Genomic DNA, 16,095 nt, shown 5'->3' on the forward strand with positions numbered 1-16,095 from the left:
ACCGGAAATAAGAAAGTAAGCAAGGGCAGACGGTGGATGCCTTGGCTCTCGGAGGCGACGAAGGACGTGATAAGCTGCGATAAGCTGGGGGGAGATGCAAATAATCTTTGATCCTCAGATTTCCGAATGGGGCAACCCGGCAGGTTGAAGGCCTGTCATCCCGTAAGGGAGGCGAACGTGGGGAACTGAAACATCTAAGTACCCATAGGAGGAGAAAATAAGAATGATTCCGCAAGTAGTGGCGAGCGAACGCGGAAGAGCCCAAACCGGTATTGTTTAGGCAATACCGGGGTTGTAGGACCACGCTGTGGCAAGAACTTAGGAAAGTGGAACACTTTGGAAAAAGTGATCGTAGAGGGTGAAAATCCCGTACACGACTTTCTAACGAAGCCTAGTGGTATCCTGAGTAGCGCGGAGCACGAGAAATTCTGTGTGAATTAGCGGGGCCCATCCCGTAAGGCTAAATACTCCCGAGAGACCGATAGCGAACCAGTACCGTGAGGGAAAGGTGAAAAGAACCTCGAACAGAGGAGTGAAATAGACCCTGAACCCGTCTGCCTACAAGCGGTCGGAGCAACGTAAGTTGTGACGGCGTGCCTTTTGCATAATGAACCTACGAGTTACTTTCTCCGGCAAGGTTAAGTATTTCAGATACGGAGCCGAAGCGAAAGCGAGTCTGAACAGGGCGACATAGTCGGAGGGAGTAGACGCGAAACCAAGTGATCTACCCATGGTCAGGTTGAAGGTTAGGTAACACTAACTGGAGGACCGAACCGGTAAGCGTTGAAAAGCTTTCGGATGAACTGTGGGTAGGGGTGAAAGGCTAATCAAACTTGGAGATAGCTCGTACTCCCCGAAATGCATTTAGGTGCAGCCTTTATTTAGTATAGCATGAGGTAGAGCGACTGATTGGATGCGAGGGCTTCACCGCCTATCAAGTCCAGATAAACTCCGAATGCGTGCTATATATTGATAAGGAGTGAGGGCGCGGGTGCTAAGGTCCGCGTCCGAGAGGAGAAGAATCCAGACCATCAGCTAAGGTCCCCAAATAACAGTTAAGTTGAACTAACGAAGTCAGACTGCAGAGACAGCTAGGATGTTGGCTTGGAAGCAGCCATTCATTTAAAGAGTGCGTAACAGCTCACTAGTCGAGGAGTTTGGCGTGGATAATACTCGGGCATAAACTGTTTACCGAAGCTATGGATCCAGAGTAATGGATGGTAGGGGAGCATTCCAGTGGCGTTGAAGGTGAGGGATAACCCTTGCTGGAGTAGCTGGAAAAGCAAATGTAGGTATAAGTAACGATAAAGGAAGTGAGAAACTTCCTCGCCGAAAGACTAAGGTTTCCTGATCAACGTTAATCGGATCAGGGTAAGTCGGGACCTAAGGATAAGCCGAACGGCGATTCCGATGGAAGAATGGTTTAATATTCCCATACTACTTTATAGAGCGATGTGGAGACGGAGAAGTGACAGTCCTGCCAACTGACGGAATAGTTGGTTAAAGGGTGTAGACGTTGATCGCGGTAGGCAAATCCGCCGTGAGAGTCGAACCTGAGAGTATGCCGAGTACTTGTACAAGGCAATATGGATGTAAACAGGCTCCCTAGAAAATCCGCTAAGCATATCTATAGAGTACCCGTACCGTAAACGGACACACGTAGTTGGGTTGAGAATACTGAGGCGCTCGAGTGATTCACGGTTAAGGAACTAGGCAAATTGACCCTGTAACTTCGGGATAAAGGGTCCCTGTCAGCGATGGCGGGGCGCAGAGAATAGGTCCAGGCAACTGTTTAACAAAAACACATGGCTGTGCGAAATAGAAATATGAAGTATACAGCCTGACACCTGCCCGGTGCTGGAAGGTTAAGAGGAGAGCTCATCGCAAGAGAAGGTTTGAATTGAAGCCCCAGTAAACGGCGGCCGTAACTATAACGGTCCTAAGGTAGCGAAATTCCTTGTCGGGTAAGTTCCGACCTGCACGAATGGTGTAATGATCTGGACACTGTCTCAACCGTGAGCTCGGTGAAATTGTAGTATCGGTGAAGATGCCGATTACCCGCGATGGGACGAAAAGACCCCGTGAACCTTTACTATAGCTTTACATTGAATTTGGGCAACTAATGTGTAGGATAGGCCGGAGACTGCGAAGCAGGCACGCCAGTGTCGGTGGAGTCGCCGTTGAAATACGGCCCTTTGGTTGTTTGAGTTCTAACTCGTGGAAACGAGGACACTGTATGGTGGGTAGTTTGACTGGGGTGGTCGCCTCCAAAAGAGTAACGGAGGCTTCTAAAGGTACCCTCAGACCGATTGGTAACCGGTCGTAGAGTGTAATGGCATAAGGGTGCTTGACTGGGAGAGATACAACTCGATCAGGTAGGAAACTAGAGCATAGTGATCCGGTGGTTCCGCATGGAAGGGCCATCGCTCAAAGGATAAAAGGTACTCCGGGGATAACAGGCTGATCGCTCCCAAGAGCTCATATCGACGGAGCGGTTTGGCACCTCGATGTCGGCTCGTCACATCCTGGGGCTGGAGAAGGTCCCAAGGGTTGGGCTGTTCGCCCATTAAAGTGGCACGCGAGCTGGGTTCAGAACGTCGTGAGACAGTTCGGTCTCTATCTATCGTGGGCGTAGGAGATTTGAGTGGCTCTGACACTAGTACGAGAGGACCGTGTTGGACAGACCTCTGGTTTACCGGTTGTACCGCCAGGTGCACCGCCGGGTATCTAAGTCTGGATTGGATAAGTGCTGAAAGCATCTAAGTACGAAGCCAGCCTCAAGATAAGATCTCCCTGAGGGTCGTTGTAGACTACGACGTTGATAGGCTACAGGTGTAAGGGCAGTAATGTCGAAGCCGAGTAGTACTAATAGCCCGAGACTTTCTATTTCCGGAAGGAAGGATTGATATATCAGCAGGGTTAGTAGAGATACTAACAAAGCGAAGGTTACTGAAAGAGTAGCGTTGTCCAGGTCAAACATCTTAAAAGGTATTAAGGTGGTTATAGCGTTGGGGATCCACCTCTTCCCATTCCGAACAGAGAAGTTAAGCCCAACCACGTCGATGGTACTGCGTAAAAGTGGGAGAGTAGATAGCCGCCGTTTTAGAGTCAAGAACTCCAAACAAATGAAAGGAATCAATCGTAAGGTTGGTTCCTTTTTGTGTTTATGAAGAGCTCCTTTTTATATATGAATACCAATTCCTATATTTGTACCTCATTCAAATATACATATAAACGTGGCGAATACAACATTACAAGATCATACAAAACAAATCAACCGGGTTATTGATTATATTAATTCAAATCTGAACAGGCAGATATCGATAGATGAGTTATCGTCGTTAGTTGATATTTCTACTTATCATTTTCATCGGATATTTACTGCCTCCATGGCTGAACCTGTAGGAAAGTATATTCTTCGGAGAAGATTGGAGCGGGCGGCCAATGTTTTGCTGAGTGATCCTGCTGCGATCAAGGATGTGGCTTATGATTGGGGTTTTTCTTCCGCCTCTTCTTTTTGTCGTAGTTTCAAACGTCATTTTGGTATTTCTGCCGAAGAGTATCGTCGCAAGAACGGATATCCGGATAGCAAGAAATGTCAATTCAAGAGCATAAACGAGCAACATACCTCGCTTTATTCACGCTATTTTTGTCGTGATAAAACAATCAAAGTAAATGGTATGGATATGAATTGCACTTTTGAAATTAAGCAGATGCCTGAGAGGGCTATTATTTATTGTCGTCATCAGGGAGCATTGGACCAGATGCAGGAGGCTTTCGCCAATCTTATGAAGTGGGCACTGCCCAGAGGGTTTGTTTCACAACCGGATATGAGGTTATTGTCCGTCTATCATGATGATCCTCGTGTTACCCCGGTCGATAAATTAACAGCCGATGCGGCCATGTTTGTTCCGGAAGAAATGAAGCCGGAAGGAATTATTGGAAGCTATAAGCTCTCCGGTGGGTTGTATGCGGTTGGACGTTTTGAATTATCTATGTCTGAGTTTCCGGCTGCCTGGATGGCAATGTTCGATTTATTGGAAGAAAATGGCTGTAAGTGTGGTTATGGACATCATTATGAGATTTATCAGAATAACCATGACGAACATCCGGAAAAAAAGTTTATTGTGGATATTTGTATACCTGTTGAACCGGTATAACAGGGAAGGTGGTTGCATCATTTGCTTATGGCACATGAATAATACAGATCAGGCAGATTTACATGGTAAAGAATCCATGTAAATCTGCCTGATCTGTATTATCTGTATGTTGTTTATAGTCTATTTTATAAAGAATCATTTAGTACATACCTCAACTGATCCATCATCAGAGATATTTCTGAATCTTCTATACCGGCCACGATTAAATCCGGGATGTCCTGATTGAATTCTTCCTGGAACTTATAGAAATTCCCGTTTTCTTTTTCTATAGCCTGCCTGTAGAATTCTATAGCCCCTTTTATATTTTGCAGAGCCCATTCCGTATGGCCGGCATTTAGCAGGTCCTGCGTATTGGGTTGATCAGCCAATATCTTTTTGTAATAATTGCGTGCCTGGTCATATTTACCGGTCAGGAACGAACACCAGGCTATAGGACGCCATGCCTTGCTATTGCTATCCATATAATCAACCTTGAAGAAACATTTCAATGCTTCACTGTAGTTTTTGAGTTCCAGGTAACAATGTCCGATACTGATTGTAATAGATAAATTATCTGGGTTCAGCTTCTCGTACCGGCGATAGTACTTTAATGCTTCTTCCGGTTCTTTCAGCGAACGGTAGCAACCGGCAATTCGGCGGATCACCCATTTGCTTTGCGGATTTAAAAGGTCTGCCCTCAGATAAGCATCGAGAGCTCCTTGTAAATCATCATTCATTTGCTTACAGTAGCCTATTTTCTGGAAAAGTATATCACTCTCCTGATTCGTCTCAGCCAATTGGTTGAAGATGGTCAGAGCATCACTGAAATAGTTTTTGCGCAGGTAGTATTCTGCAATCGTACTCAGACTTTCTTCATCGGAGATATAAGGACGCAAAATATCCAGGTTATGAAAGTCAAGAGGCAATGTGAAAATGTCGTTGAAATCCAGGTGTCCCGGATATATTTTAAAGAAGCGGTACAGGTCTTGTATATATTGTCCTGTAATCGTCTCCAGTTTGCCCCGTTTACTGATCAGTTCTTCTTTATTCTGTTGGATCATTTCAGTAGCCTGGCTGTCAAACTGATTCATCATCATTTTTTTAGCTTCTTCAGGCAACTGCATCATACTGAAGTATAATGAATATTTATCGGAATTGCACATGAATGCTGCCAGCGTCATGGAGTCCAGCATCTGTTTTTCACCATTGTTCTGGTTAAAACGATCCCCGAACGATGAATGTTCTGTCGTAAATGGCAAAAGCCAGTTACTCAGTTCGCGGAAGAAGGGGAAACTCTTCAAATGAACGAAGGTAGAATGCATGACATCGGCACCTTCCTGTTGCAGTTCACTGAATTCTTCCATCTTTTTACCCAGCGAACTGTCGGCAAATATATTTTCCCATTCCGGATTCATTTCCTCTCCAAGCTGTTCCGGGGTAATGTCTTTCAGATTTATTTTATTGCTGATCTTAGGACTCAGTTTCATCATTTCGGGAATGATCTCATTCTGTAGTTTCCGAGTAATCTTTTCTGTTTCACGGGCCAGGATAAAACGCAGTGTGATGGTCCGTATAGCTTTCGTGAAGCCGGGAACCTCGGAAAGAGCATCCAGCCTGTTTATTATTTGCGGATAAAGAGCCGTTCTTTTTCTATAAGTATATAATGTAAGCAGGATGGAGATCAGCGCACGTACTTTGATCTCTTCGTTCCCATGATTTGCCGCATCAAACAATAACATCATTTTTTCCGGGTCGAAAGCTGCCTGTAATCCGAGCGTCAGCGATGAAACAATCTGACAGCCTGCCGTAAACGGAAGTTCGTTATCGAAAAGAATATTCTTTATAACAGCTGCATCTTCAACCGTGAAAGGATCGGAGACCCATATCTTATTGAACAGGACAATGAGCATGGCGTCATATTCGGCCCTGTTTCCTGTCGCATAATGCTTGCTTAGCTGGAGGTGGAGGTTCTCGAAAGTCACGTTAGGCTGGACTTGCAAACTCCTGCGCCGGCTATAGAAGGCCAAAGGCGATTCAACTGCCATTGCTTTATGCTTGATCCGGTCGGCCAACTCGTATGAGGAGGTCTGGATCTTGTTATATATCTGTTCCTGCATCGGATCTTTGGCCCCTTCGATGCGATAACGCAACATATATTTATATGTATCCTGCAACTCATTCAATTTGTCCTGGAATGATATTTCACGGCTTCCGGAAATGAGTGCCTGAATGGAATCAAAAGCATTCTTTAATTCCTTGCTATCTAATGAACCGATAATACGGTTGTAAGCTTTATTTATTTCTTGTAGTGTCATATAATATTAACAACAAATGGTATGCCAAAAGTATAGTTTTTGACCTAAAATTCCTATCTTTGCACACCTAAAATAAATTAGCACATGAAGAATATCCGCAATTTCTGTATTATTGCTCATATTGACCATGGTAAGAGTACTTTGGCTGACCGTTTGCTTGAATATACCAAGACAGTCGAAGGCAAAGACTTACAAGCGCAGGTCCTCGATGATATGGATCTGGAGCGCGAACGAGGCATTACGATCAAGAGTCATGCCATTCAGATGAAATATAATTATAAAGGTGAAGAATATATCCTGAATTTGATCGATACGCCGGGACACGTCGACTTTTCGTACGAAGTTTCCCGCTCTATTGCTGCATGTGAAGGGGCTTTGCTGATTATCGATGCCGCCCAGGGAATCCAGGCACAGACTATATCCAATCTGTATATGGCGATCGAAAATGATCTGGAGATCATCCCGGTCATGAATAAGATCGATCTTCCTAGTGCCATGCCGGATGAAGTGGAAGATCAGATCGTTGAACTGTTGGGCTGTCCACGTGAAGATATTATCCGGGCAAGCGGTAAGACCGGTGAAGGTGTTTTTCAGATCCTCGATGCGATCATTGAAAAGGTGCCGGCTCCCCAAGGAGATCCGGAAGCACCGCTTCAGTGTCTTATCTTTGATTCCGTATTTAATTCATTCCGTGGCATTATTGCCTATTTCAAGGTGGTGAACGGCGTGATCCGAAAAGGAGACCATGTCAAGTTTATCGCGACAGGAAAGGAATATGATGCAGACGAAGTCGGTGTATTAAAGCTGGAAATGTCACCACGCAGTGAAATCAGAACCGGTGATGTTGGTTATATCATTTCCGGTATTAAAACATCAAAAGAAGTAAAGGTCGGCGATACTATAACTCATGTAGCCCGTTCGGCAAAGGCTGGTATAGCCGGTTTCGAGGAAGTGAAGCCGATGGTGTTTGCCGGTGTGTATCCGATCGACAGCGAAGATTTTGAAAATCTGCGTGCGTCATTGGAGAAACTGCAATTGAATGATGCCTCCCTGACATTCCAGCCGGAAAGTTCTGCCGCTCTGGGTTTTGGTTTCCGTTGCGGATTCCTGGGATTGTTGCATATGGAGATTGTCCAGGAACGTCTGGACCGTGAATTCAATATGGATGTGATCACGACAGTACCTAACGTATCCTACAAAGTATATGATAAAAAAGGTAATTGTATAGAAGTTCATAACCCTAGCGGACTGCCGGAACCGACATTGATCGATCATATCGATGAGCCGTATATTCGTGCTTCTGTCATAACGAACACGACTTTTATCGGTCCGATCATGACACTTTGTCTGGGTAAGCGTGGTATTTTGCTGAAACAGGAATATATTTCAGGCGATCGTGTGGAGATTCATTATGATATGCCTTTAGGGGAAATTGTGATCGACTTCTATGATAAACTGAAGAGTATCTCTAAAGGATATGCCTCTTTTGATTACCATATCCATGATTTCCGCCCGAGTAAACTGGTGAAGCTGGATATCCTGTTGAACGGTGAGCCGGTGGATGCCCTGTCTACATTGACACATGTGGATAATAGTGTGGCATTCGGCCGTCGTATGTGTGAAAAACTGAAGGAGTTGATACCTCGCCAGCAGTTTGATATTGCCATCCAGGCAGCTATCGGAGCGAAGATCATTGCCCGTGAGACGATCAAGGCAGTACGTAAGGATGTAACAGCCAAATGTTATGGTGGTGATATTTCACGTAAACGTAAATTGCTGGAAAAACAGAAAGAAGGTAAGAAACGAATGAAGCAGATCGGATCGGTAGAAGTTCCGCAGAAGGCATTCCTTGCTGTATTAAAGTTAGACTAAAAATAGCTTCAAAAAAGAATTGTAAGTACGAAGCTATTAATTATCAATATGTAGAAGGTGACGCTGGCTATTTAGGACGGTGTCACTTTTTGTTTGGTATCATTGCCTCTATTTTTTAGCGATCATACTATTTACCTTAACCCCTTTACTAGTATATAATTAGATGTAAAGTTATAACTTCTTAATCATTCGACCCAGGTAAAATACGTAGTTGACCCAGGTCGAATTTATAGTTGACCTAGGTCAAATTTGAAGTTGCCCATGGTCGAAAGATTAAAAACATATAGGTTTGAATCTAAAAAACAAGTTAGTATTCAATAAGAAACATCTTGTAAAGTATTAGGCTCTTTCGGGAGGGTATCGGACTTTATCAGAAATGACTTGTGCCGGAAAAAGTTAATAATAAAACGAGTGACGCTGCATGTATAAGGCGGCGTCACTCGTAAATGTTTGATATTTAGTTAAATGTAGTGCTATTCGTCTGTTTGATCCTGCTTTTTTGCTAAACTTATGCCGCCGTTTTCTAACGTGATAAGATGCTGTTTGTAAAGGGCACCGATCGCTTGTTTGAAGCTTTTCTTGCTGCATTGGAAAAGTGATTGAATGACTTCCGGGTCACTTTTGTCGTGTACAGCGATAAATCCTCCCTGACTTTTTAACGATTCGAGAATGGTTCCGGCCAGTCCTTCTATTTTCTGATAGCCCAGCGGAACGAGGCTTACGTCTATTTTTTCATCTTCGCGGACTTCTTTGATGTAGCCTTTAATCTCTTCTCCTTTTTCCAGGCGACGAAAGACTTCATTATAGTATACCAATCCCCAATGCAGGTTATTAATGATAACTTTATAACCGATCTCCGTTTCATCCGCCACCAGTAAGTTTACTTCCTGATTGAAGGTATATTCGGGCATTACATTGTCCAGATACTTGTCGATACGTGCAGAAGCCACGATACGTCCGGTGATATGATCGAGATGGACATATACCAGATACCACCTGCCTTCGCGCATCGGCATCTTTTGTTCTTTGAAAGGGACGAGCAGATCCTTCATCAGCCCCCATTCCAGAAAAGCCCCCGTGTTATTAACCGATTTGACTTCCATGAATTTGAATTCGCCGACAGTAGCCAGCGGTCGTGCTGTCGTAGCGATCAGCCTTCCTTCATTATCGTGATAAATAAAGACTTCCACTTCATCCCCCGGCTTTACGTTCTTTGGAACATAACGGGCCGGCAGAAGTATCTCTTTCCCGTTACCCCCGTCCAGGTAGACCCCGAAATCCAGGTCTTTTACTATTTTTAGCGTGTTATATTTTCCTACTTCAAGCATAATCTGTTTCTTTTGGGACAAAAGTACATGATAATTCAAGAAAGAGAGATAAAATCTCCTATATTTTTACTTCATCATGCAGCAATATATTAACAAATGCATCGTTATAGATGTAACTCGGACTAGAAGAACACACTTATATGGTCCGGGGTTGAACTAAAAGTCGTATATTTGCAACTTATTTGAAGAAAAACAAAATTATGAGATTGAAATTAGCTTCGGCAGTGTTGTTTATTATCTTAATGGGATCTTGCGCTGTCCCTAAAGATATTACTTATTTTCAAAAGGGGAACGATATAACAGCAGAGCAAATAGCTCAAATGAAGAATTATATTGATCCGATGATTAAGGTGGGAGATGTGTTAACTATTTCAGTATCTTCGACAGACCCTTTAGCTGTTGCTCCTTTTAATTTACCATTGGTATCTTTTGTTAAGGAAGGAGGGGTCATTTCTAATTCGACTGTGGGAGGTTCTGCTTCTGGTTCCAAAGATATTGCATCATCTCAGGCAATGCAAACATATACGGTAAATGCTTCTGGAATGATCAATTTTCCAGTGCTCGGTGAGCTGAAGATTTCTGATATGCGGAAGCAAGATGTTATAAATTTAATTCAGGATAAAATTCGGCAATATGTAAAAGATCCTATTGTAAACCTGAATATTATTAACTATAAGGTAACTGTACTGGGTGAAGTGAATAGACCCGGTAGTTATTCGATTGGAACAGATCGTGTTTCAATTCTGGATGCTTTAGGGTATGCTGGTGATATGACTATATTTGGGGACCGTAAAAATGTAAAAGTTATTCGGGATATTAATGGGGTAAAGCAAATTATAGTTTATGATGTGACAAGCAGTGATTTTTTGATTGACCCTGATTTCTATTTACAGCAAAATGATGTAGTATATGTGGAACCAAATGATAAGAGAAAGAAGAACTCCCGCTATAGTCAAACAGATCAATTCTCTCTTTCTATTGTTACCGCAATAGTGAGTGTATGTTCTACCGTGACAAGTATCGTTTTAGCAATAAGTAGAAGATAAATAACGTAATATTTATGGAAAATACAGAAGTAAAAGATACTCCTTTAAATTTGTTTAAAGGAATAAAGGAAGCTTTTCATTATTGGAAATGGTTCTTGATATCAGTAGTTGTTTGTGTAACATTGTCTGTTTTATATGTTTGGATAACACAGCCTGTATATCAAGTAGATGCAAATGTATTAATAAAAACAGAGTCAGAGAAGGGGGGAGCCAGTGCTGCAATGTCTTCTATGCTACAAGGATTTTCTTTCGGAAGTTCTTTAGGTGTAGGTGGAGCATCTGTTGATGATGAATTATTGTTAATCAACTCATATACGCTACTTCGTCAATCAGTTGCAGAATTGGGACTTAATACCCGTTATACTTCAGGAGGTCTCTTTTCCAAGGTTGATTATTTTGGAGATTCTCCTTTTACTGTAACGTCTAAAGATAGCTTAGCTGAAACATTTACTAGCCAAATCACTTTTAAATTGAAGGTCGAATCTAATGGCTCTGTAAAAGTTAAAGCAAAGAAAGGGTGGTCAACGATAGGTGAAGTTACTTCAGCTACTTTTCCTACTGTTCTTAAAACGGATGGCTATGGTGATTTTCTAATAGAAAAAACATCTTACTTCGAGAAGAATCCAGTGAAGTCTATGAAAATTGTTTTCAGTGGGTATGATGTTGCTACGGAATCGTTAATGAAGGATTTGCTTGTCTCTATCAAAGAGAAAAAAGCAAATGGTATTAATTTGAGTATTGAAGAGACAAATGTTCGTAGAGGAAAAGCTCTTTTGAATACAATTATTCGTAAGTATAATGAAGAAGGCTTGAAAGATAAAAATATATCGGCAGAACGTTCGAGTGTTTTTTATGATCAACGCATTGCTATTAATGAAAGGGAACTGGATCAGATAGAAAGACGGTTGGAAGCGTATAAGATAGATAATAACTTAACGGATCTGGAAACAGAGGCTGAGATTTTATTGACAAAGAACGGTGATTTTAAGGAAAAGCTGATCGATTCAGAAATTCAGTTTGCTACAGTAAGTTTGATTGAAGATTTTCTTAAGGATCCTGCAAATAAATATGCTTTGGCTCCATTTAACTTGGGGGTAACGGAAAAAACAGCGTCTGAAGGTTTGCAGCAATATAATGATTATTTATTGGCACGTATCAGATTGTTGAATACGACAACTGAAGATAACCCGAATGTCCAACTTTTAAATGAACAGATAGAGATTATGCGTAATAACGTGTTGGAAACATTTAAGAGTATTAAGGCAGGTTTTAATTTTGCACGTCAAGATCTGGTAAAGCAGGAACGGGAGTTTCTCACTCGTATTAAAAAGATGCCAACTCAGGAAAGAGAGTTCTTGGATATTAAACGTCAGCAAATGATAAAATCAGAATTGTATTTATATTTGTTACAACAGAAAGAAGAGTCTGCTTTAAAATTAGCAACAACTATGGATAAAGCTAAGATCATTGATGAAGCTTATAGTTTAAGTGAGCCGGTAAAGCCTAATAAATTATTTATTTTTTCAATAGCATTGATATTGTCATTAGCTATTCCTATTATTATCTTGACAGGTAAGAGTCTAATGAAAGATCTGTAATATTTCCTCAGAAGTTTAATTAATGGAAAGTACTGGAGTTTTTTCAACAAGTAGAAATATAGATTATTGGATACTGATTCTATGTCTTTTTTTACTGGCGGCAGTAGGATATGGATTTCAGATAGCCCGTTTTGTTTTATTAGACTTAGTAGCTTGTTATTTTTTATGTAAAAATATAAGGGAAGTAAGAAATTTTAAAATTCTTATTCCCTTAGCCGTTTTGTTGATACTGGGGACAAGAGTAGCAACAGGATATCAAATAACGCATATCGTACGTGATGTTGCATATTTTTTGTGCCCTATTTCGGCTTTTATTGTTGGACATTTTACATATAAATATATATCATTAAAAAAGTTCTTACTTGTTACTGTTTTATTCGGGACTATTTATTCCTTGATTTATTTTATGCAAATAACATTGGAGTTTAATACGTTATTTGTTGCGGATGCAGAGGATACACGTTATTCAATTGGGACAGGAACTCCTTCGCCAGTATTAGCTATAGTCATTGTTATTTTGGGTAAGCAATATTTGAAAGATTTTAAAATAAGTAATTTATATTGGTTTTTGTTTATTGGAATAAACTGTTTAACAATTTATTATTTTGCGTCACGTGTATATTATTTTACATTGCTTTTATTCCTGGTGCCATTACTTTATTATAACTTTATACAAAAATACAGGCGAATTGGGAATTATTTGTTTGTGATTATTTTGGCAGGATTGGTGAGTATTATTGCCGTTTTGCTGAACGGCAATAATTTCCTAGCAGAGAAGATGCGTAATTCTATAACAGAAATGTTTGTTCAATCATTTGATGATTATGATTCGGTTTTATACAATTGGCGAGCCTATGAACTGTTTGAAGCAATTAAAGCTTTTATGAGTGCAGATACATTTCATAAGATTATAGGTTTTGGCTTTGGAAAAACTATCTATTTGGAATATGGATTAATTATGCCTGGATTGACAATTAATGATATTCCAATATTTCATAATGGTTTTGCCTATTTATTGATAAAGACTGGTTTGATAGGGCTTACCCTCGTTTTATTGTTTTCTTGTATGTTGCTTTATAAGGGATATGTTTATTCAAAAGGGAATCCGGACTTGAAATTCGTCTTCTTTCTATTGTTTTCTGCCTTATTATCTTTTAACTTCTCAATGTTAGTCGTAAATGGCTTTTTCTCAGGTGAATCTTGTTATCTAATAGTATTGGCAGGCTATACATATTCTATGCTGAAAAATGAATATAAAAAGACGCAAAATGAAACAGTTTAGTATTATAATAGCTACATATAATGCTGCTGAGACATTGAATGCATGTCTGAACAGTATACGATCGCAAAAGGCAGAGGAGGTCGAGTTGATAGTCGTTGATGGAAATTCAGCGGATGCAACTCGTGAGATAGTTCAGGAAAATATGGATATAATAGATATTTATATACATGAAAAAGACAAAGGAATTTATGATGCTTGGAATAAAGGTGTTAAGGCTTCCTGTGGAGAATGGATCTTGTTTATAGGAGCTGATGATATTTTGTGCCCGGATACTATTTCTTTTTACAAGGATGCATTAGCTAAAACGGATTGTACGAAAATTGATTATGTATCTGCCTGGGTAAATTATGTAGATTCTTCAGGACGTGTGTTCTGCCGATTGGGATCGGCATGGAATTGGAAAGATTTTTCAAAGGCAATGAATGTAGCTCATGTAGCTTCTTTGCATAATAGGCAATTGTTTGATGAAACAGGTCTTTTTAACCTTGAGTATAAAATATGTGCTGATTATGAATTTCTTGCGAGAAAGGAAAATCGTTTGAAAACTCTTTTTTTTGAGAAAGTAGTTGCACATATGAGAATGGGAGGTATAAGTTTAAGTGGAAAGGCTATTAAAGAAACTTGTAAAATTGCGAATGTTCATACAAAAAGAAGCTTATTCGGTCGAATAGCCTTAGCTTCAGAAAAGTATATGTACTATTATTTGTTTTTAATCAAAATAAGAATATGGAGGGTTTTTAAACATGCGTATATCTTTTTGGTTTGAAAAAATGATGAGGTTAAGAAATGCTCAGTTTTCATTATCAGAGAATATTACGGATTATACTTTGATATTGTTTATTATGCATTTATTTTTATGCAAAATAAGGGGGGTGTTTTATTCTTTATTTAGGGGAAGAGTATGTTTGAGCTTGTTTGTTGAAAGAGGTGTTTCCATGTCCTATTTTAGGAATATGGATTTAGGGAAAATGTTGTTAGTTGAAAAGGGAGCAGTTATATCTGCATTGGCTCCAAAATCACTTCGTATAGGAAATAATGTCAAAATTTCAGCCTATTCTAGTATTCATGTTTCTAAAAATTATCAGAATATTACAGGCTTTATCCATATCGGCAATAATGTTGGCATTGGAGAGTATGCTAATCTGGGAGGTGCTGGCGGTTTGGAGATAGGCGATAATTGTATTATAGGTGCTTATTTTTCTTGTCATCCAGAGAACCATAACTTTGAGGATAAATCAGTGTTGATTAAAAATCAGGGTGTTTCTCATAAAGGAATAGTAATAGGTAATAACTGTTGGATAGGGGCAAAAGTTACTATATTAGACGGAACAAAAGTCGGTAATTCGTGTGTTATAGCGGCAGGAGCTGTTGTAAAAGGCGAATTTCCAGATCATTGTGTAATAGGAGGAGTTCCTGCTAGAATACTTCGAAAATATTAAGTGGTCAATGAAGAAAGTTATATGTTTTCATTTGTATAATGATTATAGTGGAAGTCCACGAGTTTTATCTCTAGTTATTCGTGCCTTAGTAGAGAAAGGGTATCAGGTTGAGTTATATACTTCTAATACAGACGGATTTTTGACTGGACTAGAGGGGGTTGTCAATCATCTGTTTAGATATAAGTGGACAAAGAATAAAATAATAACTCTGTTATGGTTGTTATATGCTCAAACATATATGTTTTTCTCCTCATTGAAATATATCCATAAGAAGGATGTTTTGTTTTATGTAAATACAATTTGCCCTGTAGGGGCTGTATTTTCTGCTGCACTATGTAACATCCCAGTAATATATCATGTACATGAGAAATATGTTAATCCTAATATATTACATCATTTTTATGAATTAGTTTGGCGTCGATTTTCAACACAAACAATTTTTGTTTCTAAATATCTGCAAAAGCAATATTTAAAAAAAGAGATGAATTCTATAGTTGTCTATAATGCTCTTTCTGATGATTTTTTGAATAATTTAAAATCAAGAGAGCATAGAAGCAAACCTTATAATATTTTAATGATATGTTCTTTAAAGCGTTATAAGGGAATCGATGTTTTTGTAGAACTGGCTAAACGATTACCCCAATATCGTTTTACCTTAGTTGTAAATGGTTCAAAGGAAGAGACTGCTACTTTTTTTCAAAATATACCAGTAAATTTACATGTATATCCGGCACAAAAAAAGGTATTTGATTTTTTACATCAGGCCGATTTAGTTTTAAATTTATCTATTCCCTCACTTTGGATAGAAACATTTGGACTTACGCTACTGGAAGCAATGGCTTGCGGTGTGCCCGTTATCGCTCCACCGATAGGCGGTCCTGTTGAGTTAGTAGAAAATAATTATAATGGTTTTTTAGTTGACTCCCGAGATATTGAGGCTGTAATTGAAAAAATTATATATATATTTGAATCAGGAGAATACGAAAGATTGTCGAAAAATGCAAAGAACAAATCTTTATTATTCAATCGTGCCGATATGATACATAAGATAGAAGCACAAATAAAAGAAATTTGAG

The 16,095-nt window shown here is 39.8% G+C and carries 10 protein-coding genes and 2 rRNA genes; 10 read left to right on the plus strand and 2 right to left on the minus strand.

All coding sequences use genetic code 11. From position 1 onward, the window contains the following. Positions 1-9: 9 nt before the first annotated feature. The 3 genes from C825_RS11425 to C825_RS11435 all read left to right on the plus strand — a co-directional run bounded on the left by C825_RS11425 (position 10) and on the right by C825_RS11435 (position 4,160). Positions 10-2,888, plus strand: a 23S ribosomal RNA gene (locus C825_RS11425). Between the two features lie 104 nt (positions 2,889-2,992). Then, a 5S ribosomal RNA gene (gene rrf / locus C825_RS11430) occupies positions 2,993-3,103 on the plus strand. Between the two features lie 133 nt (positions 3,104-3,236). Beyond that, on the plus strand, positions 3,237-4,160 hold the full coding sequence (locus C825_RS11435; protein ID WP_010802547.1) for an AraC family transcriptional regulator: 924 nt from the start codon (positions 3,237-3,239) through the stop codon (positions 4,158-4,160). A 125-nt stretch (positions 4,161-4,285) separates the two neighbouring features. On the opposite strand, the gene C825_RS11440 is transcribed toward C825_RS11435, so the two are convergent. Then, positions 4,286-6,454 carry a tetratricopeptide repeat protein gene (locus tag C825_RS11440; protein ID WP_010802548.1) on the minus strand — a complete coding sequence of 723 codons (2,169 nt, stop codon included), beginning with the start codon at positions 6,452-6,454 and terminating at the stop codon, positions 4,286-4,288. An 84-nt stretch (positions 6,455-6,538) separates the two neighbouring features. Between C825_RS11440 and lepA the strand changes: the two genes are divergently transcribed. Then, positions 6,539-8,326: a translation elongation factor 4 gene (lepA, locus tag C825_RS11445; protein ID WP_007658632.1), complete on the plus strand. Its 1,788-nt coding sequence runs from the start codon at positions 6,539-6,541 to the stop codon at positions 8,324-8,326. A gap of 473 nt (positions 8,327-8,799) precedes the next feature. Here lepA and C825_RS11450 read toward each other — a convergent pair whose 3' ends face one another. Next, entirely contained in the window at positions 8,800-9,654 is an 855-nt protein-coding gene (locus C825_RS11450) for a CvfB family protein (protein ID WP_010802549.1), read from the minus strand. 200 nt (positions 9,655-9,854) lie between these two features. Here C825_RS11450 and C825_RS11455 point away from each other — a divergent pair, with 200 nt between their 5' ends. From C825_RS11455 to C825_RS11480, 6 genes are read left to right on the plus strand one after another with little or no spacing between them, the layout of a single operon-like run. Then, positions 9,855-10,700, plus strand: a complete 846-nt coding sequence (locus C825_RS11455; RefSeq protein WP_007658606.1) for a polysaccharide biosynthesis/export family protein — start codon at positions 9,855-9,857, stop codon at positions 10,698-10,700. Between the two features lie 14 nt (positions 10,701-10,714). Next, positions 10,715-12,298 carry a GumC family protein gene (locus C825_RS11460; protein ID WP_010802550.1) on the plus strand — a complete coding sequence of 528 codons (1,584 nt, stop codon included), beginning with the start codon at positions 10,715-10,717 and terminating at the stop codon, positions 12,296-12,298. A gap of 22 nt (positions 12,299-12,320) precedes the next feature. After that, positions 12,321-13,580: an O-antigen ligase family protein gene (locus C825_RS11465; RefSeq protein ID WP_010802551.1), complete on the plus strand. Its 1,260-nt coding sequence runs from the start codon at positions 12,321-12,323 to the stop codon at positions 13,578-13,580. Continuing rightward, positions 13,567-14,346 (plus strand): glycosyltransferase family 2 protein, encoded by a 780-nt coding sequence (locus tag C825_RS11470; RefSeq protein ID WP_010802552.1) that lies wholly within the window; start codon positions 13,567-13,569, stop codon positions 14,344-14,346. Before C825_RS11465 ends, C825_RS11470 begins: the two co-directional genes overlap by 14 nt. 4 nt (positions 14,347-14,350) lie before the next feature. After that, complete coding sequence (locus C825_RS11475) at positions 14,351-15,019, plus strand: acyltransferase (RefSeq protein ID WP_198287261.1); 669 nt, start codon at positions 14,351-14,353, stop codon at positions 15,017-15,019. Between the two features lie 7 nt (positions 15,020-15,026). Beyond that, positions 15,027-16,094, plus strand: a complete 1,068-nt coding sequence (locus C825_RS11480) for a glycosyltransferase family 4 protein (protein WP_010802554.1) — start codon at positions 15,027-15,029, stop codon at positions 16,092-16,094. Position 16,095 lies beyond the last annotated feature (1 nt).

It is taken from the genome of Parabacteroides sp. ASF519 (genome assembly GCF_000364265.2).
Classification (GTDB): domain Bacteria; phylum Bacteroidota; class Bacteroidia; order Bacteroidales; family Tannerellaceae; genus Parabacteroides; species Parabacteroides goldsteinii.

Coding starts and splice junctions, on each gene's coding strand:
- C825_RS11440 (WP_010802548.1), bottom strand. CDS start 6,454: ATGACACTACAAGAAATAAATAAAGCTTACAACCGTATTATCGGTTCA.
- lepA (WP_007658632.1), top strand. CDS start 6,539: ATGAAGAATATCCGCAATTTCTGTATTATTGCTCATATTGACCATGGT.
- C825_RS11450 (WP_010802549.1), bottom strand. CDS start 9,654: ATGCTTGAAGTAGGAAAATATAACACGCTAAAAATAGTAAAAGACCTG.
- C825_RS11455 (WP_007658606.1), top strand. CDS start 9,855: ATGAGATTGAAATTAGCTTCGGCAGTGTTGTTTATTATCTTAATGGGA.
- C825_RS11460 (WP_010802550.1), top strand. CDS start 10,715: ATGGAAAATACAGAAGTAAAAGATACTCCTTTAAATTTGTTTAAAGGA.
- C825_RS11465 (WP_010802551.1), top strand. CDS start 12,321: ATGGAAAGTACTGGAGTTTTTTCAACAAGTAGAAATATAGATTATTGG.
- C825_RS11470 (WP_010802552.1), top strand. CDS start 13,567: ATGAAACAGTTTAGTATTATAATAGCTACATATAATGCTGCTGAGACA.
- C825_RS11475 (WP_198287261.1), top strand. CDS start 14,351: ATGATGAGGTTAAGAAATGCTCAGTTTTCATTATCAGAGAATATTACG.
- C825_RS11480 (WP_010802554.1), top strand. CDS start 15,027: ATGAAGAAAGTTATATGTTTTCATTTGTATAATGATTATAGTGGAAGT.